This is a genomic window from Pantoea sp. FN0307 (assembly GCF_050113815.1).
In the GTDB taxonomy this organism is placed as follows: Bacteria; Pseudomonadota; Gammaproteobacteria; order Enterobacterales; family Enterobacteriaceae; genus Mixta; species Mixta alhagi.
The window spans coordinates 1-26,202 of sequence record NZ_JBNJSO010000007.1; the positions used below are offsets into that span (position 1 = coordinate 1).

General features: G+C 55.4%; 20 protein-coding genes. 4 read left to right on the forward strand and 16 right to left on the reverse strand.

All coding sequences use genetic code 11. The features are described 5' to 3' along the window. From ACQE3Z_RS17350 to sctW, 12 genes are all read right to left on the reverse strand, one after another. Window positions 1–265: contractile injection system protein, VgrG/Pvc8 family (locus ACQE3Z_RS17350; RefSeq protein WP_426974752.1), on the reverse strand; the 265-nt coding region annotated here is incomplete at its 3' end. A 574-nt stretch (window positions 266–839) separates the two neighbouring features. Beyond that, entirely contained in the window at window positions 840–1,925 is a 1,086-nt protein-coding gene (gene sctU, locus ACQE3Z_RS17355) for a type III secretion system export apparatus subunit SctU (RefSeq protein ID WP_250651690.1), read from the reverse strand. After that, window positions 1,918–2,733, reverse strand: a complete 816-nt coding sequence (gene sctT / locus ACQE3Z_RS17360; protein ID WP_426974753.1) for a type III secretion system export apparatus subunit SctT — start codon at window positions 2,731–2,733, stop codon at window positions 1,918–1,920. Before sctT ends, sctU begins: the two co-directional genes overlap by 8 nt. After that, window positions 2,733–2,993: a type III secretion system export apparatus subunit SctS gene (gene sctS / locus ACQE3Z_RS17365; protein ID WP_085068171.1), complete on the reverse strand. Its 261-nt coding sequence runs from the start codon at window positions 2,991–2,993 to the stop codon at window positions 2,733–2,735. The genes sctT and sctS overlap by 1 nt, the downstream gene beginning before the upstream one ends. A 7-nt stretch (window positions 2,994–3,000) precedes the next feature. After that, a complete protein-coding gene (gene sctR, locus ACQE3Z_RS17370; protein ID WP_426974754.1) occupies window positions 3,001–3,654 on the reverse strand; it encodes a type III secretion system export apparatus subunit SctR in 654 nt (217 codons plus the stop codon). Window positions 3,655–3,661: 7 nt separating this feature from the next. Next, on the reverse strand, window positions 3,662–4,690 hold the full coding sequence (locus ACQE3Z_RS17375; protein WP_426974755.1) for a FliM/FliN family flagellar motor switch protein: 1,029 nt from the start codon (window positions 4,688–4,690) through the stop codon (window positions 3,662–3,664). After that, a complete protein-coding gene (locus tag ACQE3Z_RS17380; RefSeq protein ID WP_426974756.1) occupies window positions 4,687–5,352 on the reverse strand; it encodes a type III secretion system HrpP C-terminal domain-containing protein in 666 nt (221 codons plus the stop codon). The genes ACQE3Z_RS17375 and ACQE3Z_RS17380 overlap by 4 nt, the downstream gene beginning before the upstream one ends. After that, entirely contained in the window at window positions 5,349–5,810 is a 462-nt protein-coding gene (locus tag ACQE3Z_RS17385; RefSeq protein ID WP_426974757.1) for a hypothetical protein, read from the reverse strand. The genes ACQE3Z_RS17380 and ACQE3Z_RS17385 overlap by 4 nt, the downstream gene beginning before the upstream one ends. Further along, window positions 5,794–7,152 carry a type III secretion system ATPase SctN gene (gene sctN / locus ACQE3Z_RS17390; protein WP_426974758.1) on the reverse strand — a complete coding sequence of 453 codons (1,359 nt, stop codon included), beginning with the start codon at window positions 7,150–7,152 and terminating at the stop codon, window positions 5,794–5,796. The genes ACQE3Z_RS17385 and sctN overlap by 17 nt, the downstream gene beginning before the upstream one ends. Further along, window positions 7,146–8,012: an FHA domain-containing protein gene (locus tag ACQE3Z_RS17395; protein WP_426974759.1), complete on the reverse strand. Its 867-nt coding sequence runs from the start codon at window positions 8,010–8,012 to the stop codon at window positions 7,146–7,148. Before ACQE3Z_RS17395 ends, sctN begins: the two co-directional genes overlap by 7 nt. Continuing rightward, window positions 8,012–10,210, reverse strand: a complete 2,199-nt coding sequence (locus ACQE3Z_RS17400) for an FHIPEP family type III secretion protein (protein ID WP_426974760.1) — start codon at window positions 10,208–10,210, stop codon at window positions 8,012–8,014. The genes ACQE3Z_RS17395 and ACQE3Z_RS17400 overlap by 1 nt, the downstream gene beginning before the upstream one ends. Before the next feature lie 23 nt (window positions 10,211–10,233). Next, window positions 10,234–11,355, reverse strand: coding sequence for a type III secretion system gatekeeper subunit SctW (sctW, locus tag ACQE3Z_RS17405; RefSeq protein ID WP_426974761.1), 1,122 nt, complete (start codon window positions 11,353–11,355; stop codon window positions 10,234–10,236). Between the two features lie 286 nt (window positions 11,356–11,641). On the opposite strand from sctW, the gene ACQE3Z_RS17410 reads away from it, so the two are divergent. From ACQE3Z_RS17410 to ACQE3Z_RS17425, 4 genes are all read left to right on the forward strand, one after another. Then, window positions 11,642–12,181: an RNA polymerase sigma factor gene (locus ACQE3Z_RS17410; RefSeq protein WP_085068180.1), complete on the forward strand. Its 540-nt coding sequence runs from the start codon at window positions 11,642–11,644 to the stop codon at window positions 12,179–12,181. Between the two features lie 87 nt (window positions 12,182–12,268). Next, a complete protein-coding gene (locus tag ACQE3Z_RS17415) occupies window positions 12,269–13,780 on the forward strand; it encodes a PAS domain-containing sensor histidine kinase (protein WP_426974762.1) in 1,512 nt (503 codons plus the stop codon). A gap of 7 nt (window positions 13,781–13,787) precedes the next feature. Next, on the forward strand, window positions 13,788–14,429 hold the full coding sequence (locus tag ACQE3Z_RS17420; protein WP_426974763.1) for a response regulator: 642 nt from the start codon (window positions 13,788–13,790) through the stop codon (window positions 14,427–14,429). A 177-nt stretch (window positions 14,430–14,606) separates the two neighbouring features. Further along, window positions 14,607–18,146: an AAA domain-containing protein gene (locus tag ACQE3Z_RS17425; RefSeq protein ID WP_426974764.1), complete on the forward strand. Its 3,540-nt coding sequence runs from the start codon at window positions 14,607–14,609 to the stop codon at window positions 18,144–18,146. A gap of 87 nt (window positions 18,147–18,233) precedes the next feature. On the opposite strand, the gene ACQE3Z_RS17430 is transcribed toward ACQE3Z_RS17425, so the two are convergent. The 4 genes from ACQE3Z_RS17430 to ACQE3Z_RS17445 all read right to left on the reverse strand — a co-directional run bounded on the left by ACQE3Z_RS17430 (window position 18,234) and on the right by ACQE3Z_RS17445 (window position 25,686). Further along, window positions 18,234–19,064: a hypothetical protein gene (locus ACQE3Z_RS17430; protein WP_426974765.1), complete on the reverse strand. Its 831-nt coding sequence runs from the start codon at window positions 19,062–19,064 to the stop codon at window positions 18,234–18,236. Beyond that, on the reverse strand, window positions 19,061–20,650 hold the full coding sequence (locus tag ACQE3Z_RS17435; RefSeq protein WP_426974766.1) for a hypothetical protein: 1,590 nt from the start codon (window positions 20,648–20,650) through the stop codon (window positions 19,061–19,063). Before ACQE3Z_RS17435 ends, ACQE3Z_RS17430 begins: the two co-directional genes overlap by 4 nt. Window positions 20,651–20,665: 15 nt before the next feature. Beyond that, on the reverse strand, window positions 20,666–22,138 hold the full coding sequence (locus ACQE3Z_RS17440) for an OmpA family protein (RefSeq protein WP_426974767.1): 1,473 nt from the start codon (window positions 22,136–22,138) through the stop codon (window positions 20,666–20,668). A 512-nt stretch (window positions 22,139–22,650) separates the two neighbouring features. Beyond that, window positions 22,651–25,686 (reverse strand): autotransporter outer membrane beta-barrel domain-containing protein, encoded by a 3,036-nt coding sequence (locus ACQE3Z_RS17445; RefSeq protein WP_426974883.1) that lies wholly within the window; start codon window positions 25,684–25,686, stop codon window positions 22,651–22,653. Window positions 25,687–26,202: the final 516 nt, after the last annotated feature.

The window sequence follows — 26,202 nt, forward strand, 5'->3', positions numbered from 1 at the left end:
CCGCGTGGCGCGTGCCGCCCAGCTCCTCGCTGTGCACCGCCACCCGCGTGATTTTGCCGTTGAGGTGCCGCGTGCCCGCCAGAAAGCGCCCGGTGGGGATGTCCAGCGTCAGCGGCTGGCCCAGCAGCGCGTGGCGGTCGGCGCGGGCGTCGGGGCCCAGCAGCGTGACGGTGAGTTCGAAGGGATGCGACAGCGCCTCGCGTCCCTCCAGCTTCCAGAAAAGCAGCCCCTCCTGCGGGAGCCGTGCGGTGATACGTTCAGACATAGGTGAGTTCCGTGCTCAGCGGGCCCGCGGATGCGGGCGGTGATAATAAGGAAATGGGTTAGCGTTAACTTTATTAACTCTGTTATAAATCAGCTCAAAGTGGTTATTAGAGCCATGATACGAATAGCTGCCGCAGCTTAAAAAGCGGCTGTGATAATTTATTAACGGTTCATCATGATCCTGACGCACGCATTTTATCTGGCTTTGAAAAAAGATGATAAAATCAGGTTTACGCTAACAGGCAACGTTGTTGAAAAAAAAGCAGGGAAGTTATTTTTTTAAGTAAAATTAAAAATCTATTGATGCAGGTTAAACTTTATCAACTGTCGATTTTAGTTGATAAATATAATCATAATAGTATTTGAATAATTAACCAAGCATTAATTATAACGCTATATCTCGCCGCTATATAACGGTCAGTCCATTAGCCATTTCTTATTAAAAAAACATTTTAAATAAAATCTATCTTTGTGCCCTTGATATTATCCGGCAACAGTGGAAAAAGTTGACGATTTATATCGTCTTAAAGCTCTTTAATCCAGAAGGTTCTCACTGCTAATCATTATTAAAATGATCACTCCTCCTCCAGCTCTATCACCTCATCCAGATAATGATCTTCCAGCTCGCGTAGCAGACGATAAACCTGAGCGACCGCTTTTAAGGTTTCGCGCGGGATCCACTCACCTTCCGCCGTGGTGCGATAAAGCGTACGCGCCAGCCAGATATAACGGATCACCGGAATTTTTGCGCGCTGCGCCTGCTCAATCAAATGGTGAGCATCATCATCGCTGGCCTTGAACAGCAGACGCGGCAGTGGGGTTTCGCCGGGGCGATAGTACAGCCCTACGGCAAAGTGGGTCGGGTTGACCAGCAGCACGTCAGCCTCCTCTACCGCAACCCGAGGCGGCGCTTTCGGTGCTTCGTTTAAGATCTCATGCGCCACCTGTCGGCGGTGCCCTTTCATATGCGGATCGCCTTCGCTCTGCTTGAATTCGTTACGGATATCTTCATGGCTCATGCGCTGCTGTTTCAGGTAAAAATACTTTTGCAGGCCGAAGTCCAGCACGCTCAGCGCCAGAAGCGCCAGCAGCACCTGGCGTGCCGCCTTAACAAACAGCATCAACACGCCATGCCAGAAGGTGTTGAGATCGGTTTGTGCCAGCCGCGCCAGATTACCGATTTCCGGTTCTAACGCCAGCCACAGCACCATGCCAATCGCCCCCGCTTTGATAATGCTGGTCAGCAACTGGGTAAACTGGCGCGCCGAGAACATATTTTTGAAGTGATTGACCGGATTCAGGCTCTCCAGCTTCGGCATCATCGCCTCCACCGCAAACAGCGGCCCGAACTGCAGCCAGCCGCCCACGATACGCAGCACAATTGCAATCGCGCCGATAATGGCGGAAAAGAGCAGCAGCACCAGCAGCGAATCGGTTACTACCTCCTCCATGGCGTGGCCAAAGGGCTGACCGATGCGCGTCAACGGCAGCATAATCATCGCTTCCATTCGCTGCATGCCGCTGTCCACCAGTGCAAAAATCGCCTCCAGGATGCCAATGGAAATCAGCAGCTTGGGAATATCCTGACTCTGGCTTACCTGCCCTTTTTTACGTGATTCCTGGAGCTTTTGCGGGGTTGCGTCTTCGGTTTTTTCACTCATGTCCCGCTCCCTTAGCCGCAAACAAATGGGGGAATATCGCGCTCAGATCGCGCAACTCAAACAGGCGCTCCCCGGCCAGATGGTTGAGCAGCGGCAGATACAAAACAAAAAACAGCAGCCCCAGCAAACATTTCAGCGGGATCGCCAGCACCGTGGCCTGAATCTGCGGGCTGTAAATACTGATAATCCCTACCGCGAAATCCAGCAGCAGCAGCAGCCCCACCAGCGGCCCGGCATACAGCACCATGGCGACAAACGTCTCTTTCAACAGATCCAGCCAGACTTGCCAGCCCTGCTCGCTCAACGGCGGCAGCCACGCCAGCGGTGGCCAGATACGATAACTGTCCCACAGCAGCTGCGTAATCGCGCCCAGCCCCGGCCCCACTATCAGCAACAGAATCATCACCTGCTTCATCAGATAGCCCAGCGGCGTGGCGTCTGGTCCCAGCTGCGGGTTAATTTGCCCGCCCATCAGCGCACCGCGCTGGTTATCGAACAGCGCGCCGACCGACTCATACATCCAGAACGGTAGCCCAAGGATCAGACCAATCAGCGCGCCGAGGATCAGCTCTTTAATGGCGATGGCCGCCAGCCCCATCAGCGACAGGGAAGCGCTAAGCATATCGCCATATAACACCGGCGCGATAAACAACGCCAGCGCGACCACAATAGCGGTGCGCAGCGTGCCTTTAATCACGGAAAAAGAGAATACAGGCGTCAGCAGCAGACAGGGAAAAATGCGCGCCATGCCCAGCAACAGCGCCAGCAGCGCGTTAAACAGCTGATCCAGCGCGTCGCTCCACAGCATCAGCTGCCTACCCGCGACATCATGGCGAAAGCGTTCTGCGTCAGTTGAATAAGCTCAACGCCTACCCAGCGCCCGGTCATCGCCAGGGTGATGCCTACCGCCACCAGTTTCAGGCAAAACGGCAGCGTCTGATCCTGTAGCTGCATCGCCGCCTGCACCAGCGAAATCACGATGCCCACCAGCACCGCCACAATCAGCGGCGGCGCAGAAAGCAGCACCACCAGCAGCATCGCCTGGCGGAAAAAAGTCAGTATCTCCATTGCCGCCTCACAGATAGCTGTAGAACAGGCCGTCCAGCAGCCGCGTCCAGCCGCTGACCAGCACAAACAGCAGGATTTTTAGCGGCAGCGAGACCGTCATCGGCGAAACCATCTGCATCCCCAGCGCCAGCAGCACGTTCGAGACAATCAGGTCCACCACCAGAAAAGGGATAAAAATCAGAAAGCCGATCTTGAAGCCGTTTTGCAGCTCCGACAGCACAAAGGCGGGGATAACCAGCAGCGGGCTTTGCGGCGTAATGCTCTGCGCCATCTCTTTGGGCCACATGCGCGCGCCGTTCTCCTGCAGATGCACCAGAATATCCGGGTCGGTATTACGCGACATGAATTTTCTTAGCGGCTCCGCGCCGTTGCCGAAGGTGTACTCCAGCCGCTCCATGCTGCTGAAATCGAGCGGCATCGCTTTGATACGCTGGCTTGAATCATTAAAGACCGGTGCCATCACAAACAGCGTGGCGGCCAGCGCGATGCCGTACAGCGCCATATTAGGCGGCACCTGCTGCACCCCCATGGCGTTACGCGTCAGCATCAACACCATGGAAATTTTCAGGAAGCAGGTACAGATAATCATCAACATCGGCACCAGCGACAGCACGCCGAGGAACAGCGCCAGCATCATCGGGTTAAGCGACTGCATCTCCATTCGCGTTTTACCCGCCGTGTCCCAGAGGATTAATACTGCCCGGCAGCATATGGGTGATCTGTAACCCCAGCCGCCCTTCCACATCCACCAGTTCGCCTTTCGCCAGCGGAAAATCGCCGTGACACAGCAGCGCCTCGCCTGGCCGCACGTTATCCACCATAACCGTGGTTCCGGCGCTCAGGTGTTGTAGCTCTCCCAGCGTCAAACGCAGCTGGCCGCAGCGCACCGTTAACGCCAGCGGCAATCCATCCAGCGCGGGCGCAGGCTCGCTCTGCCACGCCTCGTCGGGCTGCGTAGCGGGGGCCATATCATCGTTATCGTAGGGAAATGTCACAGGCGCGATCTCCAAATCAGAAAGAGTAAAAAAGGCGCGATCCGCCTGACCGGTCAGCTCTCCGGTCAGGCGCAGGCCAGCCAGCTGCAGTGAGCCTTCTCCATACGGAGAAAAAGCGGCGTGCGTCGGCAACAGCACATCTTCCGGTCGCAGCTGACGCAGCTGTCCGACGCTCAACGTGAGCGCGCCAACGGTCAGCGGAAAGCTCAGCGGCAAATCGGACGGCAGCCCCGCCGCCTCCGGCTGCCAGCCCGCCTGATCCAGCAGGCGGTTCAGCGTGGCAATGGATGCCATCAACATACTTTCTGAGTGGAGTTCACCGAGCCTGAGTTCCAGGCAAAGCGAAAATGGTGCATCTTCTGTTTTATTTACCGGCGAGAGATTGCCAAACAGCGGCTGTAATTCACTACTCAGGCTTTGATTAAACAGCGGCCAGTACCAGGGCGTGCTCTCTGCCTCGGCATACGGCAGCGCGGGGCAATCGGAGATCAGCGCCAGTACCCCTTCCGCATCGCTTAATTGCAAGACGCCGCTGTTGCAGCCCAGCGTCAGCCCGGGTGCCGCCGTTGACTGATCCTTCGGAAGAAAAAGCGCCAGCTGGCCCGCCTCGCCCGCCAGCGTATAGTGAAAGCGCAGCCCGGCACCGATACGCTGACGCAGCAGTGCCTCATCCGTCTCCCGGCGTGGCAGAGAGAGTTTCATGCGGCCCCCCGCTGTTCAAAACGCAGACGCACCCGGCTGGCCATTCGACGCCGCAGCGCCTGGCGACAGCGCTCCTGATGCGCCTCCAGCGCGTTTAACGCTGCCGGTGAAAAGCGCAGCGCAATATCCCAACCGCCGGCGGGCAGATGCTGTAAACGCGCATCCACCGCACCGAGACGCGGCAGTAGCAGCGTCATCGCGACCGGCCCGTCAGGCTGACGGTCGGTAATGCGTCCCAGCTCCGCCTCCAGCGGCTGCCAGAGCGCCATTGGCGCGGCGGCGGGCGCGCTGTGTGCGGTCTCATGAGTAAAACGCGGCTGCGTATGCAGCTCCACGCCGCAGCCATTGAAAGCGGGCGGCGTCGGGACACTATCCAGCAGCGCGCTGAACAGCAGGCCGTCCGGGCTGGCCGAAGACGGCTCGTCGCTGCGTTTCGTCGCGCTGCCTGGCGTATTGCCCTGGCTGCGTTCGTGACGCGTTTTATCCGCCCCGCGTAAGGGCGGTTTTGCCTGCGGCGCTGGCTCTGGTTGCGGTTTCAGGGGCTTCGACGTTGCGCTGGCGCGTGTCGTCTCGCGCTCCGGCGGGCGCGGTTCACGTGGCTCGCGCGGTTGCGGTTCAGGCCGCGGCTTTGCGGCGAGGGTTCGATCCGCAAAAGGGTTCATGATGGCACCTCATTTTCCTGCATCAGCATCTCCAGCTTTTCCAGCTCCCGTTGTCGCAGCTGAGTTTCTGTACGCACCGCCGCCAGCTTCTCGCTTTGCGCGGCACACTGCGCAGCGCTTTCGCAGACCGCCTGGCGCTGGCGCTGTACTGCCCCGGCGGCCCTCTCCTCCTGCTGCAGGCCACACTGCAACCGGGAAAATGGTTGATGCCCCAGATAAGCGGTATCAAACCCGGCGCGCAGCCTCTGATAATCGCTTTGCCGCTGCGTAAGCTGTTCATCTGCCCTTCTCGCCTCCGCACGCAGCTGTTCCAGCTGTTGCTCGTGTTGACGCTGCTCACGCTCGCTGCGACGCAGGCGCTGACGGCGGATCGGCAACAGCAGGGCAAACGCGTCGCGCAAACTGGCAGCGGGATCTTCCGGGGCCGGTTCTTCAATGGGGTTAATCCTCTGGCGCATGTTGGCTTACCTCTGAAAGATGATGCAGCGTCTTCTCCCAGTCGCTGGGCGCGCGCGTGGCCTGGCGCAAATAGCCGTTAATCACCGGCTGCGCCTCCACTGCCGCATCGGTCATCGCATCGTGGCCGGGCTGGTATTCGCCCAGGCGAATCAACATCTCTACCTGCTGCCACGCCGCCATCATGCGGCGCAGCTGTGCGGCATCGCGCATCTGCTCGCGGGTTACCACGTTGCTCATGGTGCGGCTCAGGCTGGTCAGCACATCGATCGCCGGATAGTGGCCGCGCTCCGCCAGACGGCGTGACAGCACGATATGGCCGTCGATCAGCGAGCGCACCTCGTCAGCCACCGGATCGTTCATGGAGTCTGCTTCGATCAGCACCGAGTAGAGCGCGGTGATCGCCCCCTTTTCGGTTTGTCCGGCGCGCTCCAGCAGCCCCGGCAACAGGGTATAGACCGACGGCGGCAGGCCACCGCGTCCGGGCGGTTCGCCCAGCGCCAGGCCGATTTCACGCTGGGCGCGGGCGAAACGGGTCAGGGAATCGAGGATCAGCAGCACGCTTTTGCCCTGCTCGCGAAAGGCTTCGGCAATGGCGGTCGCGGTAAAGGCGGCGCGGGCGCGCTCCATGCTGCTGCGATCGGAGGTAGAACAGATCAGCACCGTGCGGCTGCGCAGCTCTTCATCCAGCTCATGATCGAGAAACTCACGCAGTTCGCGGCCACGCTCGCCAATCAGTCCAAAAACAATCGCATCGCAGGGCGCATTACGCGCCAGCTCTGCCAGCAGCGTGGTTTTGCCGCAGCCCGCCCCGGCAAATACGCCAACGCGCTGGCCGACGCCAATGGTCAGCATGCCGTCAATGGCGCGTACACCGGTTGGCAGCGGTGCTGAGATACGCGGGCGGGCTGTGGGCGGCGGCGCGTCGCCCAGCACCGGGATGGTGCGTTCCGCCTCGCCCGGCAGCGCAAACGCACCGACGCCCTGGCCGTCAATCGGACGACCAAAACCATCCAGCACGCAGCCCAGCAGCGCATCGGAAACAGCGATACTGTGCGGCAGATAAAGCGGCGTCACCCTTGCCCCCTGCGCGATGCCGTCCAGCGGACCCAGCGCTGACAGCAGCGTATGCTGCGGGTTAAAGCCCACCACTTCCGCCATCACGCTCTCTTCCGCGTCGCGTTCGATACGGCAAAGATCGCCGATGCGCGCGCGCGGCAGGCTGCACTCCAGCAGAATGCCGCTGATGCCGGTAATACGGCCATACACGCTGACCGCATCGGGCTGACGCAGCCGCTGCTGCTGCTGGCTGAACCAGCTATCAAGATCGATGCGCATTACCATTTCACCGTAATAGGATCGTGACCGCTGAACTCGATCCGATCGTCGGTAATCGCTACCAGACGCAGATCGCCAATCTGATCGCCGATAAACAGCCGTTCGCCCTCGTCGGTAACAATATTGGCGCGCGATCCGGTTGCAATTTGCACGATGCGGAACGGCAGCTTTTTCTCCAGCGGACGCACTGCGCTGGTGACCGGCGCAGCAGCGCTGTAGCGCGCATAGAAGCGCGTCATCATGCGGTTAAAAACGGTGATTTGCGGTTTAGTCAGGCTACCGCTCAGCAGCAGGCGATCGCCCTGACGACTGATTTTTACGCTGTTCGCCAGGTCGCGTTCGCGCAACATGATTTGCAGCGGCGCACGCAGATCCTCCACCGTTCCCCAGGCGGGGCGTGAATTTTCACCGGCGTTGGGCTGGGCGACCGTGGGCTGTAAGATCCAGCTCACCACGGTGAAGCTGAACAGCAGCAGCAGGCCGAATATCACCCCGCGCATCCAGCGTGGCGTGCCGGTACGCGCTGCCACCTCTTCCGCTACGGCGGCAGCAGGCGCGGAAGCCAAGGCGCTGGCGGGCAGCGCGGCGGCCTCATGCCACGGCGTGCTGGCCTGCGCCACGCAGAGCCAGACGCCCGCCAGTTCAAAGGGTTCTTCCAGCGTAACCGGCTGCCGGTCGCTGGCCTCTTCCTGTTCCGTCAGCCACCAGCTCCCTTCCTGACAATGCAGCCAGCGCTCGCAGCCCGTTACGCTTTCATCGCTGAGCAGCAAATCAGCCTGCGTCGACGCGCCAATCTGCCAGCGATCGCCGCTGAGCGGCAGCGCGGCACCGCAGTGCAGCCCCGACAGTACGCGCAGTTCAAACATTATTCTCCCTCCCAGTTGGTGAGTGAATAAAAGAGAGCATCCGCCTCCAGACGTCCCAGCACATGCACCGCCAGCGTCGGCTCCAGTTCAGCAAAAGAGAGCACCGGCACCTGATGGAAGGATTCGGCGATTAGCGCGCGCAGCGGCCCACGCAGATCCTGCGCTGCCAGCAGCACCGCCTGCTGTTCGTTGCCGGTGGTGAAGGCCTGGCCTATTTGCTGATGCACCGCCTGAATCTGTTCCTGGCTCAGCGCGAAGAAAATATCGTTCTGCGTCTGACGCAGGCTGTCACGCAGCGCCTCTTCCAGCTCCGGCGACAGCAGCCAGGCATGGATGCCGTCCGCCTGGCTGTATTGATGGCAAAGATGGGTTTTCAGCGTAATGCGCACCTGCTCGGTCAGCAGAAACACATCGCGCTCATGCTGACCATGCTCGATTAACGCTTCGGCGATGGCGCGTACCGAACGCAGCGGAATACGCTCCGCCACCAGCTTTTGTAATACGCTGGAGAAGCGCGCCAGCGGCATTACCCGCTGCAGTTCCTGCGCCAGCTCCGGCTGCTCGCTCTCCAGCCAGCCCATCAGCGCACGGGTCTCCTGCAGGCCGATAAAATGCGGGCTGCTGGCGTGAATGGCATTTTCCATGCGTTTCAGCAGCAGCTCGGCGGCAGTCCAGCGCACCACCTCCTGATTTTCCAGTAGCGGATGATCGGGCGGCAGCCAGAGATAGTGCGCCTCCTGACGCGCGGCCTGGCCCAGCGCGGGTTTCGGCGCGACGATCGACGGCGCTTGCTCCCCGCCCGTTTCCGGCAGCGCAGGCTGATTGTCAGCCTGTAGCTGGCGCTGCTCTTCTTCGCTCAGGCTCTCCAGCCAGCGCGCCTCCACGGCAAGGCAGGCGGTGTTAAAGGTGCCGGCCACTTTCGGGATTTCATACACCGAGAAACGGAATTCATCCGCGCTCAGCTTGTCGCTGAATTCAATGTCAAACGCCGGTAGGGTAAAGCCGAAGTTATAGACGATACGGTTACGCAGGCGGCGGATCTCCTGCACTAAATCGAGGGTTTCCGCCTTGCCGCGACAGTCAGTGGGAAACTGGATCAGATAAGGCCGCGTCGGGTTGAACTGGCGCAGATCCTCGCGACCATTCAGCTCCGGCGGGATCACTTCGTTTTCAATTTGCGGCTGAGCGAGACGCAGCGTATGCCGGGCGCGCCACACCTGAAATCCGCCGCTGCTGAGGGTGATCAACGCCAGCAGAGTAAAAACCAACCCTGGCATTCCCGGCACCAGCGCAAAACCCAGCATGCCCATTGAGGCGAGGATCCATGCCTTCGGCTGGCTGGTAAGCTGTTCGGCGATCTCACGGCCAATATTCGGCGCTTCCACGCTGTCGTTGTCCGATGAAACGCGCGTGATGATCATCCCGGCTGTAAGCGAGATCAGCAGCGCCGGGATCTGGGCAATCAGCCCGTCGCCAATGGTAAGGATCGAGAATACATGCAGCGCCTCGCCCGCCGTCATGCCCACCTGCAGCACGCCGATGCTGATGCCGCCGATCAGGTTGATAAACAGGATCACCAGCGCGGCGATGGCGTCGCCCTTCACGAATTTCATCGCGCCATCCATTGCGCCAAATAGCTGGCTCTCTTTGGCCAGATCGCTACGCCGCGCTTTGGCCTGATGCACATCGATCAATCCGGCGCGCAGATCGCTGTCGATCGACATCTGCTTTCCAGGCATCGCGTCGAGGGTAAAGCGCGCCGCGACTTCCGCCACGCGCTCCGATCCTTTGGTAATCACCAGAAAGTTCACCACCGTCAGGATCAAAAACATCACCATCCCCACTGCCAGATTGCCGCCGACCACAAAGCTGCCAAAGGCTTCAACGATATGGCCCGCGTCCTGCTGGATCAGGATCTGGCGCGTCACCGAGATCGACAGCGCCAGACGAAACATTGTGGTCAGCAGCAGCACCGCCGGAAAGGTGGAAAAGGCCAGCGGCTTTGGCAGGTACATCGCCAGTACGATCAGCAGCGAAGAGAGGCAGATATTCAGCGCAATCAGCGTATCAATCAGCGCCAGCGGCAACGGGATAATCAGCATAAACACCAGCGCCATGGCAAAGGCGGCGCCGACAATCTCAGAGCGCTGCATGGCGCTGATGGCAATTTTATTGAGAATTAAAAATAAGCCGTTCATCTTACGTCTCTCTGGCCTTGCGCTCAGGGGTTACGCGCCTGTTTACGTTCATTCTTTAACAGCGCGGCGCTGTGTCTTGCCAGCAGCGCCAGCGCGGTTTTTCGCCCATCTTTTACTTTCCATAACGCCAGCGGCAGGCTGCGCACCAGCGGCAGGATCGCGTTAAAGAACATCGACAGCTGGCGGGCGCTGGGGTGCGCCACCACATCTTCGCCTAACTGCTGGAGATCCTGCTGCCAGGCGCCGTGGTGGCTGAGATGCAGCAGGCGGCGCGTCAGATCCACCGCGCTGACGGTATGCAGCGTCATTTTTCCCGCCATGCGCTCCAGCAGCTTCTGGCTCTCTTCCAGCGTATGACTTACCTGGCGCGCTTCCGCGAGGCCGGTCTGGATATGGCGCAGCGCGCCGGTGCTGATGGAAGAAGCCAGCGCGGCGATATCGTCTGCCAGCGCCCGCTGTAAGGTGCGCAGGCCAGAGACAAACTGCTGCGGTTCGGTATGCGCCAGCAGCAGATCGACCATCGCAATTGCCGACTGCTGATGAACAATGCTGTCGTAATAGAGGTTGCGCAGCGTCTGGCGCTGTTGCGGATGCACGGTAAATTCCGCGAAGGCGGCGGCGGTGTTCAGACCGGCGCGCAGGCGTTCGCCATGCTGGGTTTGCAGCGTCTGTAGATGGTTGTTAATGGTGTGACAAAGCTCATCATCGCCCTGATCGCGCGCTTCACGCTCCATCACGCGCAGCAGCAGATCGCAGCGAGCCGGATCGTTATCCAGCTGCGCCAGCAGCTCATCGGTATCTGCTGGCGGCTTGCGCTTCAGCGCATCGCGCAGCTGGCCGAGGTGGGTTTCCCGCCGCGCCCGATCGTCGGAGTCGAGCATGGCGTAAAGCTTATGCAGTTCAACCTTGCCTGCGTTTTGTCGGTGACGCAGGTGCTGCTGCTGCACACGGCGCTGCTCGGTCTTTTTCTGGCTTTCGGCACGCTCGGAGAACATCAGCCCCACTTCTTCTTTCATATCGTTGGCACTGACGGCAGCCGACTGTTCAGGAACCCGGCTGGCATTTTTCTCTGTGCCGCCGTCGGCGGCTTTCATCAGGGCTTTAAAAGGGTGCGGCATTAGCGGCAGCGTTGGGGTCTTCAGCATCGCCCGTTCCTCATCAGGTTGACCCCGGTTATGTGGCGCTTTTGCGGTTCGGGTTCCCTGAATTCACAAATAAAAAAATTTTATCGCTTTGAAATAATTAACCTGCGAAATTTGTGTAAAAAATGGCACAGCGAATAAAATGCTTTTTGCCAGTTTTTTCTCAGAAATATCCTGGTAAATTAAACAGCGAATAATAAAAACAAGCTGTTAGTTGTTTTATTTCTCCTGGCACAGCGCTTGCTATAGCCAATGGGAAATCACACCCGATTCCTGTGGAGAAAATAAAATGATCGACATCAATACCGACCAGCCAATAACTGTCTCTGCTGTTGCTATCGACTGGACGGACGTTTTTAAAAAAAATAATAAGAAATTACTGAATTTCATTCGCAAGCGTGTGGCGAATCATGAGGATGTGGAAGATATTGCGCAGATGACCTGCCTGGAGGTACTGCGTAACGGCCATAAATTTATCGGCGCTTCACGCCCGGAAACCTGGATGTTTGGTATCGCGATTAATCTGATTCGTAATTATTATAAATCCCAGCAGGGTCGCTTTTTATTTGATACGCTGAATGATGATATTCTCACCGATATGCATTACGACTGCGATCCGAGCGATATCACGGAAAATGAACGGGTTTTAGGCGCAACCCTGGCCTCAATCGAAACCCTGCCGGACGATCTGAAAACCATGCTATCAATTTTAGTCGGGCATGACGGCAGCTATCAGGATGTGGCGCAGCAGCTTAATATTCCGGTGGGCACCGTTCGTTCACGACTTTCCCGCGCCAGGGAAACGTTAAAAAATCGTGTTTATGCCTGAGATTATTCTGACATTACGCGAATAAGATAAATCCGGCGGGAAAGTTTATTCTGTTGGCTCGGCGCTGAAATTTCAGAGGGCTGATAAATGATGCCAGAAAATGGAGATGCGTTATTGCAGAATTATTCTCACTGCCTTAATCCTACGCTGACGCCGCCCGATAGTCTTTCTTCTATCGCGCTGGATCGCATTCATGATGCGATTTATTTAGTGGATCGTACTCTGCGGATAAAATATGTTAACGAGAAGGCGTGCAAATTAATGGGCTATTCCCCGCATGCCTTAATGCAGCTTAGTTTCGCCGTTATCGATCATGAATTGCAGGATGATGATGTTACCGCGTTATGGTGGAAACTGACCATGCGCCCGGAAGGGATCACTTTTACCTCACAGCACACGCCCAGCCGGGGAGAACTGATCTCCGTTCAGGTGAGCTCCAGCCACTATCTGCACGGCGGCGAACCGCATGCGCTGTGCGTGGTGCGCGACGTGCGCGAGGTAAAACAGAAAGAGGCGGTTCAGCAGCTGCGCGAGAAGCAGTTCCGCGCGCTGGTAGAGAACTCGCCGGATATGATCGCCCGTTTCAATCTGGCGCTGCGCTGTGTGTATGTTAACCCGCCGGTGCTGAAGTGGTTTGAAGGGCGCGAACAGGAGATCTATCACCGACAGCTGACCGAAGCGGTGCCGCACAATGAGACCGGCATGGCGCTGCTGCGGCTGGTGTCACAAAGTATGGCAAGCGGCAACGAAGCGGAAGGCGAGCTGACGCTTACCCAGGGCAGCCGCCGATGCATTTTGCACGTACGCAGCGTGCCGGAGTTCAATCTGCACGGCGAGTTAGAGAGCGTGCTGACCGTCGGACGTGATATCACCGCTATCCGCCTGGCGGAAGAGGAGCTGCGTGAAGCACATCAGCAGCTGCGCCTGCTGGCACGCAATCAGGAAACCCAGCGCGAGGCGGAGCGCAAGCATCTTGCCCATGAGATTCATGATGAGCTGGGGCAGCATTTGACCTCGCTGCGCGTTGGTCTGTCGCTGATCCGTATGCAGTCGCCAGAGGCGGGCGAAGCGCTGCATCAGCAGGTGGATCATCTGATGCAACTGGTGGACAGTACTATTCAGGTGGTGCGCGACGTCTCTACCCGCCTGCGCCCGAATATGCTGAATTTGGGTCTGGTGCCGGCGCTGGAGTGGCTGCGCGACGAGTTTAACAAGCACAATACCACCCGCTGCATTTTTATCCCGCCGCAGGGAAAAGAGCTGCGCCTGAGCGATGAATGCGTTACCGCCGCCTTTCGCGTGGTGCAGGAGTCGCTGACCAATGTGCAACGACATGCCAAAGCCAGCAGCGTGTATATCTTTGTGAAACAGGATGGCGATAAGCTGCGGATCGATGTGGTGGATAACGGCAAAGGCTTTGATATGCAGAATGTGCGCCCTAACGCCTGGGGGCTGCCGGGCATGGTGGAGCGGGCCGCGATGCTGAACGGCGAGGTCAGCATCGATAGCCGTCCCGGCGAAGGCACCCGCGTACAGCTGAGCTTTCCGCATCGCCCGCGCAGCCTTTCCCGCGCCCTGTTTAACAAGATTGATAAGTGAGCACCTCATGACGCAAGCAATACGCCTGATGATTGCTGACGATCACGCCATTATGCGTGAGGGATTAAAGCAAATTTTTCTGCTGGATGACGGCATTGATGTCGTCGGAGAAGCGGCTGACGGCGGTCAGGTGCTGGAGCGCCTGCGCGAAGGCGGTATCGATCTGCTGCTGCTGGATATTTCCATGCCTGGCATCAGCGGCGAAGATCTCATTAACCGTATTACCCTACAGTATCCAGCGCTGCGTATTCTGGTATTGAGCATGTATAACGAACCGCAGATTGCCCGTCGGGTGCTGTACTGCGGCGCGTTGGGCTATATCACCAAGGATAAAAACCCGGAGGCGCTTTTGAGCGCGATTCGGCAGGTAGCACGCGGCGCGCGCTATATCGATCATGAGCTGGCGCAGGAGATTATTTTCTCTCAGTATCAGAGCGGCGACCGACCGCCACATGAGAACCTGACGATGCGCGAGCGTCAGATCATGATTATGCTGGCGCATGGTGAATCGATAAATGCCATTGCCGATGCGCTGGTGATCAGCAATAAAACCGTGAGTACCTATAAGTCACGCCTGATGAAGAAAATGAAGTTCACCACCAACGCCGATATTGTGAAATATGCGCTTAGCCATCATCTGGTGCAGTAACACGGGGCATAGATATCAACGAGCGTACGCGCCCACCATGCTACTGATAGCTGGTGGTATACCCGTTGCAAAGAGAAAGCACCTTGCCAGCGACGGGCTAAAACTTTAGCGTTATGATAAGCGAAACTGATTAAAGACCAGCCAGGGTCAAAAAAGCATAAGGCAAGGATGAAAAGTATGAGTGCAGCAAAAGCCGGGCAATGGCTACGCTACTGGCGCAATTCACTGGCAGACGCTGAAAGCGGCAGTGGCGCAATGACCCATAAGGCACTGAGCGAATACCAAAAAGTACCGGCAGAAATCATCGGGCAAGGTTGCCTGGACAAAGAAAGTGATGTCCTGAACCTGCTGTTTAAAGACGTTCCTGATGAGACAAAATTTATCAAGCTTACGCTGCGCCCTGCGGCTTATCGGGTTAAGCAGGAACATGAGCACAGCAAAAGTAGTTCTTCCGGTTTCCCTGAGACAATAACGCCAGTCATCTGCCCAGTCTGGCTTAGCCGCGAGGGACATTTTCTGCCTGCCGGCAAGCCACAAATCCCGCGCGATCTTCTCTCTCCTCAGTATGACGATAAGTTTACTTTGGCCTCCGTTCAGGATCTTGACCGTTTTCTGGATCAGCAAACGATACAAATTTATAGCGAGCAGGAAGCCAGTGCGCTCTTCAGCAAGCAGCCCGACTTCGATAAAGAAATGTCTCCCTGGAGTCTTTATATTGCTTCGGCCCGTGAGCTGTTCAAGCTCTGCGACAGAGAACGGCTTAAAGCGCGCTATACCAACCAGAACGGTGGCTATCTTAAAAAAATCGAGGATGCTATCAGCGGAAGCTACCAGATTTTAAAACTTTACGACTGGCTGGCTGAGTGCAAAGAGTCGCTGCCGCTGGCGGAAAGCTACGCGCTTGAAAACAACACGCAGCATTCTCCTTGCGCCAATGCGCTGACGCAGCTGGTGACCCGCGCAGGGCATTCCAATTCACGTTTTCCTCTTGCCGCTGCCCAGCGCGATGCGTTGGCCCAGGTTATGACCATGCAGCCCGGCGAGATCCTGGCCGTTAACGGCCCACCCGGCACGGGTAAAACTACCTTTGTCCTCTCTGTTGTTGCCTCGCTATGGGTAGAGGCCGCATGGAAAGAAACCCAACCGCCATTGATTATCGCCGCCTCAACTAATAATCAGGCCGTAACCAATATTATCGAGGCCTTTGGCAAAGACTTTGAAGAGAATAATGATCCCTTAAGTGGCCGTTGGCTGCCGGAAATGAAAAGCTACGGGGGATATTTCCCTGCCCCCAGCCTGGAAGGCGAAGCAGCAAAGCATTATCACACTCCCTCCTTTTATAAGCTGCTGGAAAATGAAGACTACGTAGACCGCGCGGAAAGTGCCTTTTTGACCCGTGCGCAAGCGGTTTGGCAAGGCACGGACCTGACAACGGTAAAACAAGTTAAGCAAAAGATTTGGAAGGAAATTAATGCCTGCTATCAATTGATGGCCGAGCTTGAAGTGGGCTGGCAAAATTTTGATACGCTGCAACTCAAGCGTCAGCAGATGGAGCCTGAAAAGAGGCGGGCCGCTTTACAAGCTGAGCTATTAACTCATAAGCAAGATCTTATCGGCGTTGAAGATAGCCTTACTGGCTGGCTGAAATTCTGTGCAGATGAATCCCTGCTGTTGAGCTTACTGGATGTCGTCCCTGCCGTAGCGAACAAACGCAGGGCTAAGCGTAAGCAATTTATCAAAAATAACTTTTCCCCCCTGGCCTGTACGCTGGCTGATGATTACTCCGCTGAAAGACTGGAATCCAGACTGGAAGATTGGCTTAAAAAGCAACGGAAGAATATCGAATATCTGGAGCAACAGCTGGGTCAAATAGCGACTTTACAGAAGCAGTATCAGCTGGCGGAAGAGGAATGGCTACAGCTAAGCGCGCCTTTTAGAAATAAGAAAACAGCAACGGCTTCTTGGGATGAAATTGACCGCGCGCTGGATGTTTCTTTACGCTTTCGCCTGTTTCAACTGGCGGTACATTATTGGGAGGCACGCTGGCTCCTGGACTATCAAGAGCACGACCGCGAGATGCTGATTAAAAACCGCAACGGCAATGATGCGCAGGGTCTCAAGGCGGTGCGTGCCCGCTGGGCGCGTCGCATGTGCCTGACGCCCTGTATTGTTTCAACGCTTTATTCTCTGCCTGGGTATATGACCTATAAGGTCTTTGAGAGCGAAGGCGTTTTTAATAATGAATATCTGATCAATGAGATCGATCTGCTGATCATTGATGAAGCGGGACAGGTAGCGCCAGACGTTGCTGCTGCCTCTTTTGCGTTGGCCAGGCGTGCGCTGGTGATCGGTGATGTGCATCAAATTCAGCCCGTTAGCAGCCAGTCGCCGGTGATTGATATCGGCAATCTGATGCAGCATCAGCTATTAGCTAACGCCGCTGACTACAATGAGCTTTGCCAACAGGGACGTTCCGTTGTTGAAGGTTCAGTAATGCAGATTGCTCAGCAAGCCAGCCGTTATCACTATCTGCCGGAAGCAGAAGCAGGTATGTTTTTGAGAGAGCATCGACGCTGTTATGACGAACTCATCTCCTTCTGTAATGAGCTGTGCTATCACGGCTTGCTGGAGCCTAAACGTGGAAGCGTCGATGCCGCAGAAAAGCGGCCGCCTTTTCCGGCGTTAGGCTATTTGCATATAGACGGTCTGGCCGAATCTCCTCCTGCCGGCAGTCGCATTAACCGTCTTGAAGCCAATACCATTGCCGACTGGCTGGCAGATAAGCGCGCTGAGCTGGAAGCGTTTTACGGCGCTAAGCTGGAAAATATTGTCGGAGTTGTCACGCCGTTTAAAGCGCAGGAGCGACTCATCGCTGAAGCCTGTAAAAGCCGTGGTATTGATGTCGGACGCACCGAGGGGAAAATGACTGTTGGAACAGTGCATGCACTTCAAGGGGCTGAACGCAAAATCGTTCTTTTCTCTGCGGTTTATTCACGCCACAGTAATGGTAGATTTATCGATAAAGACAGTTCAATGTTAAATGTCGCCGTTTCACGCGCCAAAGATAGCTTTCTTGTTTTTGGCGATATGGAGGCTATTGATGCCTCTCCGCGCGGAACGCCCCGACATTTACTTGGCGAATATTTAGCCAGGCGCACCGACAGCGAGCTAATTTTTTCCGTAGGCGCACGTCCTGACTTGCTATTAAGCTGCCGCGAGCCGCGGGTGATTAATAATGCGGAAGCGCATGATGCATGCCTGACCGAAATCCTACAGCTGGCGCAGCAACGGGTAGTCATTGTCTCGCCTTGGGTCTCGCTTTTCAGGCTCAGGGAAAGTGGGATATTGAGCACCATGCAACAGGCCGTGGGGCGCGACATTAGCGTCGAACTCTACACGGACTATCGCTTTAATACGTTTACAAACAATCGTTTTGATGAAGAGAAAAATACCCAGTTTAGCGCTTGCTGTACGGAGCTGACAGCACATGGCATCGCCGTGCGCGTGGTTAACAAAGTGCATAGTAAGCTGCTGATGGCGGATAATAATTTTATCTGTATCGGTTCTTATAACTGGGCTAGCGCACAGCGTCAGGGAGAGTATAAAAATTTCGAAACATCAGTGCTGTATAGCGGCGAGCTGAAAGATGAGATTCATATTCAACTGGCTTCTTTACAGGAGCGTATTCGCAGCGATTTTTCTGCTGAAACGACTTAGGGAAATAAACCACGGGCTGTAGCGGTTTAATAAAGCAACCGGTAACGCCTTCCGAAGCGGGAGGCGTTACCAGGAAGGATAAAGCGCTTACTTAATCTCTACCGTTAATTCGGGTGCACCGAAGCTAACCAGCTTCGCATGAGACGTCTCGAAATAACGCTGCCAGAATGTTTCAAGCTGCTGCATCACCTTACCGGAACGGTAATTATTTTTAGCGGCGGTATCGATAAGGCCTGCGCCAGCTATATAAACCTTCGCCCCGTTAAAATCAGCAATAAGGTTCTGTTCAGACACTTTTGCCATCTCCTTTTCAGCCACTATCGAACGGATGTGGTTATTACTGTAAAAACTGACAAAATCACTGTTTTCCAGCATATCTGATACCAGCAAAACAGATTTTTCTCTGGCTGGATCGCTTTTCAAATCTTCAGCAATTCGCTTCAGGCTGCCAAAGATTTCGCTTTTAGCTACGCTGTCGCTGTCAGCGGCAAAGCTTGCGGCCATCAACTTACCGATGCCCTGGCTAAAAAAATGTTTTTGCTGAAGCAAACAGGCATCCAGCTTTTTCAAGCTCTCCATGCCCATATTGTTACGCGCCTTTTGATCGGTAAACAGCGCTTCCAGTTTGCCGTCATAAACCCGCTTCAGATAGTTATCCTGTAATAGTGCAGAGAATTGATACAGTACAACGCGATCGCCCGGCTGCACGTAGCGAAGCACGTGCTGCCAGACTGATTCTTTCAGGGGCAGCGGTACCTTAACGGTTTGATCAATAATAATAATCAGCTCACGCCCGCTATCATCCGGGCGTACGGTATCCTGTTTCAGAAAGTGATAACAGCTGGGAATATCATTACGATCGGCCGCCTGCGTTACGCATGCCATACCCAGCAAAATTAGCGCAAGCCATCCTTTCATGCCTCCCCCTTCGCCCTTGTCTTGTTGAGCAATTGTTGAACGCGCTGGCGTTTCACTAATGCTTCCAGAGAGAGCCCCTGATCTTCGGCAATTAGCGCCAGGTCTTCTTCATCCAAGCCGAGCAACTCTCCCAGCGCATCAAGACGCTCTTTTTCGCTCTGCTGCGCGGCCTGTGGCTGTGCGTTGTGATTAGTCGACGGCTCCACTCTCTGCGCCGATTCGGCAGGCGTCTGCTGAATAACCGGCTCGGGAGCCGTGCTGGATTGCGTCTGAGCGTTATCTCTGTTGCGATTTTCATTTAACGCGTGCTCAGCACGGGCCTTACTCCGCATTTTCCCGCTGATATAATCATCGAATGTCAGCAGTTCGTTAAGCTGTTGGCTCTGGCTACTTGTACGCTTCATCAGCATACGGTTTTGGAGCGCACTCAGCTTCTCTTGTGCATCGCGCTCGACTCGCTCGCGGCGAGCGCTGTGCCAGGCGGTAAACTCTTCCGATCCACTGAAGTTACCCACATATTTCGCCGCCATCTTAGATTCGATACCGGCAAAAGAGCGGTAAAGGCCGATAAGAATACCAATCAACTGAACGCCGACGAAAATCACCGAAAGAATAATAAACGTCAGCTTAGAGGCGAAAACGCGGTTGTGGTTGATCTCGTCTGCCGCCTGGCTGTCAGCTTTAGCATTATCCGCTATAGCCGCGTCAGGCAGCTCAAACGGCGAACTTTGCGTATCGCTTAGCTGACTAAAAGGCGAGCCGTTTACCACCTGCGTATCAATCGCATCAATAGTGGCTGCGCGAACAAAATAGGCGCCTACCGCAAAGAAAATAATCAGCGCCAGCGCAATGGCCGTCGCCCAGTATTGCGGTTTGGCCTCAACGTTAGTATTAACACGGTTACGCATCTGGATGTAATTAGGCTGCTCGTCATCAACATCGCTGGTTTCAAGCGAGACGTTGTTGGCTTTGGATAATCCTTTAGCATTGCCATCATGACGCGCATCGTTATACCAATAGCGTATCTTTTTCAGCAGCGTATTTTTATGCAGCTCTGCGCCCATTAAATGGGTCGCTGGCACCAGCACCACGCCGATTAAGACAGAAATCACAATGGCGGAAAATTCAGCCTGATTAGCAGAGATGTTATTGGCGATAAAGGGCGACAGTACCAACGCGAAAATAAAAGCTTCAAGCAAGACTAACGCCACGCTACAGAACCACAGCAAAGGCCCGGTCGGTTTGCGCCCCCGTTCGTCCACTTTGTTCAAATAATTGACGCACTGATGATAAAAATTGGCGCTGTGATTAAAGGACTCATAATAACGCCAGTACTTAGCACAGAGCATTTTCTCAGCAGGATACCAGGCCTTCCCATCCGACTCTGTGCGGCGAGGCTCATTGCTACGTGAAAGACGGGCAATAAGACCGATAACAGGGAAACTGCTGAGGAAATTAAGAAAGAAATAGCTAACCTGGTTCCACCAGCGAATAAAAACGACTGTTAAGATCGCCAAAGCCAGTAAAGGCCAGAAAATATAGCGATAGAGGGAGATCGCCTCGGCGATGCTTTGGAAAAGTTCCATTCTTTGTTTCCTTGATTAACTACGGGTCGGACTGTAATTCGCCACCCAGGCATTGCTGTGATTGGTATAAAAAAGCTGGCCCTGCTGCGCTTTAGTCGCATTTTTAGGCACCAGCAGATCGATACATGAAAGCGGCTGTTTTTTCTCTGACGGCAGATAAACCCGATAAAGGATACTGTCTTCGCCTTCCCATGCATTAGCAACGGCGCTTATTGGCGCATCAGCTTTACGATTACCGCTGTTTTGGTAATTGCGGGTGATATAAACTTTCGGATCGGCCACCACAGCGGCATTATCTTTAAGCACTTTAACCGGAGACAGCGTGACCAGATGGTTATTAACCAGTCCGGCCCATGCACGGCCATTCATACCGTTGAAGTATTCCCGGGTTTGATGAGCATCGATCGCTTTTCCGCTGGCCAGGTTTTTTGCTACTCCCGCGACGCGCGCGCTATCAGTCAGGCAACTTCCCATTACGCCACTGGCATTTGCCTGCGAAATCAAGGAAAACCCGCTGCTGCGCGGCTTGAGGTTCACTGCCAAAGGAAGCGTTGACGTGTTGACCGCCTGCCCGCCGAAATCTACCCAATTTTTGTTATTTTCCGTCCCGGTTGATGCAACGGTCCCTCTGCTCTGCGCGACCGGCGCAACTGAAGGTTCTTTTTTGGCACTGTGGGAGTTTACAGTACGGCGTTTTGCGGGCGCTGATGCGCGTTTAGACTGCTGAGTACTGGCGGACTGAGTGCCATAGCGTAAATAGGCCAGGTTGTTGCCTTCCTGTTCTACCCGCTGTCGAAGCAAAGCTTCGTTTGCCAGACCAACGATTTCTACCCTGCGGTTCGCCGCTCGTCCGTCGTACGTTGTGTTATCTGCCAGCGGACGAGACGATCCTGCGCCCTGGAAATAAAGCTTTTGCGGATTGATCCCTGCCTGCTGCAGTATACGACCAACGCTTTGTGCTCGCTGTTCCGACAGCTTTTGGTTCCAGCTGGCGCTTCCGGTGGCATCAGTATGGCCGACAATCAACACAACGCCATTTTGGTCATCCTGTTTCATAACGGAGGCAATCTTCCTGATCTGTCGCAGCCCGTTAGCAGAAAGCTGAGCGCTGTTCGTATCAAACATACCGCTGTCTTCTACCTGGGCCACCAGTCCCACGGTTTCTGTACTGCTTTTCTCCTTAGTTTGAAGTGGCTGGCTTTTAATAACGATATGCTCTTCAGCCGCAATTTGGGCCAGCGCTTTCTCGCGGTTTTGCCAGGCGTTGCCAGCCATACAACCGGCAATGCCGCCGACCAGACCGCCAGCGACAGCTTTAGTCGCATCCTTAGTAACGAGATAAGTTATCCCCCCGCCTAATGCCGCTCCGCCAATACAGCCAATAGCCGTACCATAATTTTGTCCAGCCTGATGCAGATTGGCGCAGCTTGAAGTCAGCATAGCGACGGCAGTCAGCGACCCCACTTTCCTTAGGTGACGGCGTTTCACTTTCTCTCCTTAATCCTTATCCATACCTGAAATAAATTTGTTAATTTCTTCAAAATCGGTCCCGATATTTTTTATATAACGTGTAAAAACCTTGGTTAATATCAGCCTATTTTTTGTACACAGACGCACAGGGCGAAACCCTAACCCAACAGCACAATAAAACAGACTGCGATACAATTATTTAAAACAAACCAAATTATCAGGATATTATTATGCTTATTAAGCGCAAGTAGACGATAAACTCTGCCAGACTGCGGGCTCTTTATTAAAAACATTCTTTCTTATCCAGCAGCTTACTTGCAAAAAACACTTATCTATTTTTAAGCGCGCCTATTATTATTGGCCACCTAATCATTGTCCAGAATTTATGCCTGTTGATTAAACAGGCCCTGCCGTTAAATATTTTCGAAGGCATTCAGATAACACAGAGAAGTATCAACATTGGCGGATTTATCATACAACTGACCATAAAAAAGGCCGCTATTGCGGCCCTCGCTAACAGGATTATTCGATCAGAAGTTCCAGCTAAAGCCCGCGTTGACGCTGTTATCCTGATGGTTTTCCGATAACAGGCCGCTGTAGCCCAGCGACAGATGCGAGTTGCTGTTTAACGCCACCTCAGCGCTGGCTTTGATCACAGCACCATCGCGCGAAGCAGAGACGCTGTTCACCACAAACGGTGCGCTACTGCCGTTGAACTTCAGCCCGGTCCCCCGATCCAGCTCGCCGTACTGATGCTGCCAGCCCAGCTCACCGCGCAGCGCGATTGATGTTCCACCGTTAACATCCCATTGCAGCTCGGAACGCAGACCCAGCGTTGAGAAGGTGGCATCCGTGTGCTGCTTGTCGCCATGCAGCGCCGCCGCGCCGCCCTGTTCGGCAATGCGGTTGTTCTGGAAGTTAACGTAAGAGAGATTGGCGAACGGTTCGAGGTTAACCAGCCCTGCCGGGATGCTGTAACCCGCTTCGGCAAAGAACTGCTCGGTGCGTGCGCTGTACTGTGCGTTGGCACGATCGTACTGGCTGCCGTAGCTCACGGAACGCGAGGTATCGAAACGATGCCAGGTGTAGCCTGCACCAGCACGCAGCGCCAGCGCGCCATACGCTTTGCCGCCATAGACGCCCAGGTGGTAGTTATCGCTATCCGCACTGGCGCCGTAGCCGCCATCCAGTGAGGTGCGGGTGTAACCCGTTGCCACGCCCATGCGCGCATCGTCCGCCCAGGCGGAATCCAGCCCCAACAGTACGCCGTAGGTGGATGCCTGATAGCCGGTGGCGTTGGCATCACCGGAGGCGTGATCCCACGCGCCCAGCAGTTTCGCCCATGCGCCGCCCTCATCCGCTTTGATTTGTGACGAATTCGCCAGGCCTTCCGCCTGACGCAGGCGATCGTTGAGCGTGTCGCGCAGATAGCGACTGTCATTGATCTGCGCCGAGGCGATATCAGCATGCACCTGACCCGAGAGCTGACGGAACGCCTGACGCGCTTCGCCAGCCGATCCGCTCAGCAGCAGACTTTCATAGACTGGGTTGCCTGCGCCCAGCGCTTCCGCCGCCTGCGCAACCGAACGCTCATTCGCCGTTTCCGCCACGCTGGCGAAGGTGGCATCGTTACGTCCGACCGCCAGCGTGAGCTGGTTCGCCTGATAGCTGAGGGAGGTGCCGAGGAAGGTAAAGGCATAGTTGGGCAGCAGGCTGTCAAACTGACCGCTGATGCCCTGCTCTGCGGTCAGGATGTTATACCGCCCCGTCAGCGTTTGTAGTTCGCTCTGGCTAAGCAGGTTGCTGCTGTTTTCCAGCGAGACCCTGACTTCACCGCCGTTAATGGCGATTGCGCCGGTGCTGGCGATGCGATCGCTGCGTCCTTCCGGCGCGACTTCTACCGCGTAGCGCGACCCCTGTTCAAAGGTAACATCACCGTTGACGGTAAGCGTGCCGATAGAGTTACCTGGCGCAACGGTACCGCCGTTGGCGACGGTTAATGCGCCAGTGCTGCCCGATCCCCCCAGCACGCCCTGTTGCTGCACCGTGACATCAGAAGTGACCGATCCGTTAATCGCCAGCAGGCCGGCGTTAATCAGCGTCGGGCCGGAGTAAGTGTTGCTGCCGGTGAGCCAGAGCGATCCTGCGCCCTCTTTGGTCAAACCGCCGTGGCCGGAGATGTCGTTAGACCAGACGTCAAAATCACACTGCGCCTCGTTACAGATGCGCTGATAAGGGGTGCCGGCATCTACCGTCGCGCCGATGCCGGGAATGTTAGCGACAAATTGCGTTGGGCCATAGGCCACGCCATCCGGATCCGGCACGCGCAGCGCTTCAGGGATATCTTCTACGGTGTAGAACATGCCCGGCCCGTTAATTGCTTTACCGAGGTCGATCATGCCCCAACCATAGAGTTCATCAATGCCCGCTTCACCCATATCAACGGCGGTGGTTTTCAGTACCTGTGCAATCTGCGCGCCGGTCATATAAGGGAAGCGTTCCATCAGTACTGCCGCACTGCCTGATACATGCGGTGAAGCCATGGAGGTGCCGCTGTAGTTGGCGTAGTCGGTGGTGAGGTTATCAATGCTGTCGCCCTCAATTATCGAGCTGTAAATACGCGAGCCAGGCGCGGAGACGCAGAAGCTGGCGGTGTAGCCGCAGCGGGAGGAGAAGCCGCTTAGGGTGTAAGGCACGCTGTTGGCGGATGCGGGATCGCGCGCGACGCTGGCGACGGTGAGCCAGGTGGGGGTAATTTCTGGTACAAAGTAAGCCAGGCCCGCGATAGCGTCGGGGTTGTTGAGGTTGTCATCGTTGCCGGCGGAGAAGATGGTGATGATGCCGCTGCGAGCAACTTCAATAGCGCCCTGATAAGCGCCGCCGGGCACGGTGCCGAGGATCTGTTTGATCTGGTCGAACTGTTTTTGCGCATCATTGACGGTGAAGTGCGGATAAGCGGGATCGCTGCCGCCCTGGGCGAATTTGTCGGTGATGCCGATGCCCCAGCTGTTGTTGATAATGCGCACGCCGCTTTCTCTGAGCGCATCCCAGCCTGCTTTATAAACTGCGCCATCGTTACCGAGAATGATGCCATCTTCCGGGCCGGGATCGCCGTTTTCCGCACTGACAATTTGCGCGCCATAAGCGACGCCGTGCATGGCCCCGCCGTCACGGCTGCCGGCGGCGATACCGGCAACGTGGGTGCCGTGCGATCCCAGTTCACCATCTGAATCAACGCTTGGCGTGCCGTCATAGCGGAAGGCATCGCCGGCTTTTACCGGAATGTAAGGGTCGGTGTAGGCGCGTATGCCTTCAGTGACAAGGTTGATGACTTTGTCGGTACCGACAAATTCGGGGTGTTTGGCATAGACCGACTGATCGAAGATGCCGACTTTGACGCCTTTGCCACTGTAGCCAGCGGCGTAGGCTTTATCAGCGTTGATCGCGCCCAGTCCCCACTCGGCGTTATATTCGCTGCTGCGCCAGCTGGCTGGATCGCCCGCTACGCCCTGTTCGATATAGTTGTTCGCTGCTGCCTGTCCTACCGCTCCCAGGCAAACCGCCACTGCCAGCGCGCTTAACCGTACGCGTTTTGCTTTTGTCTCAGGCCGTGTAACGCGCTGAGGCACAGTCAACCTTCTGCTTTTATTTGCCATTGCAGATACCGTCCGTTATTGGTTTTGAGATAAGGATTTTTAAAAGTTTCAATTTGAAAAAGATGAAGCACCGCGCTGATGGAGTGCGGTGTGAATATCAGGTTTGGCAGAAAAGTTTTATTTCTGCCAGTAACAGGAGGAAATATATAGATGTAAAAAGGTGACTTTCTTCATATTATTTTCATATATTTTACGATTGTGATTGTTGCAAAAATTCAAAATTAATAATCAAGAGTTTATTAATTGGGTTAAGGTGAGATTTCTCTTAAAGGATTGTTTTTGAGATTTGAACCGAGATTAATTACTTAACGTGCGTTATTTATTTGATGCCGACTAATTAATAACGAATTTAATGTGTGGAAATAAGTAGAGGGTAAGAAGTTGGTTATAAGCCACGTGGTTGCGTGGGCTGTGGTTTACGGGGCG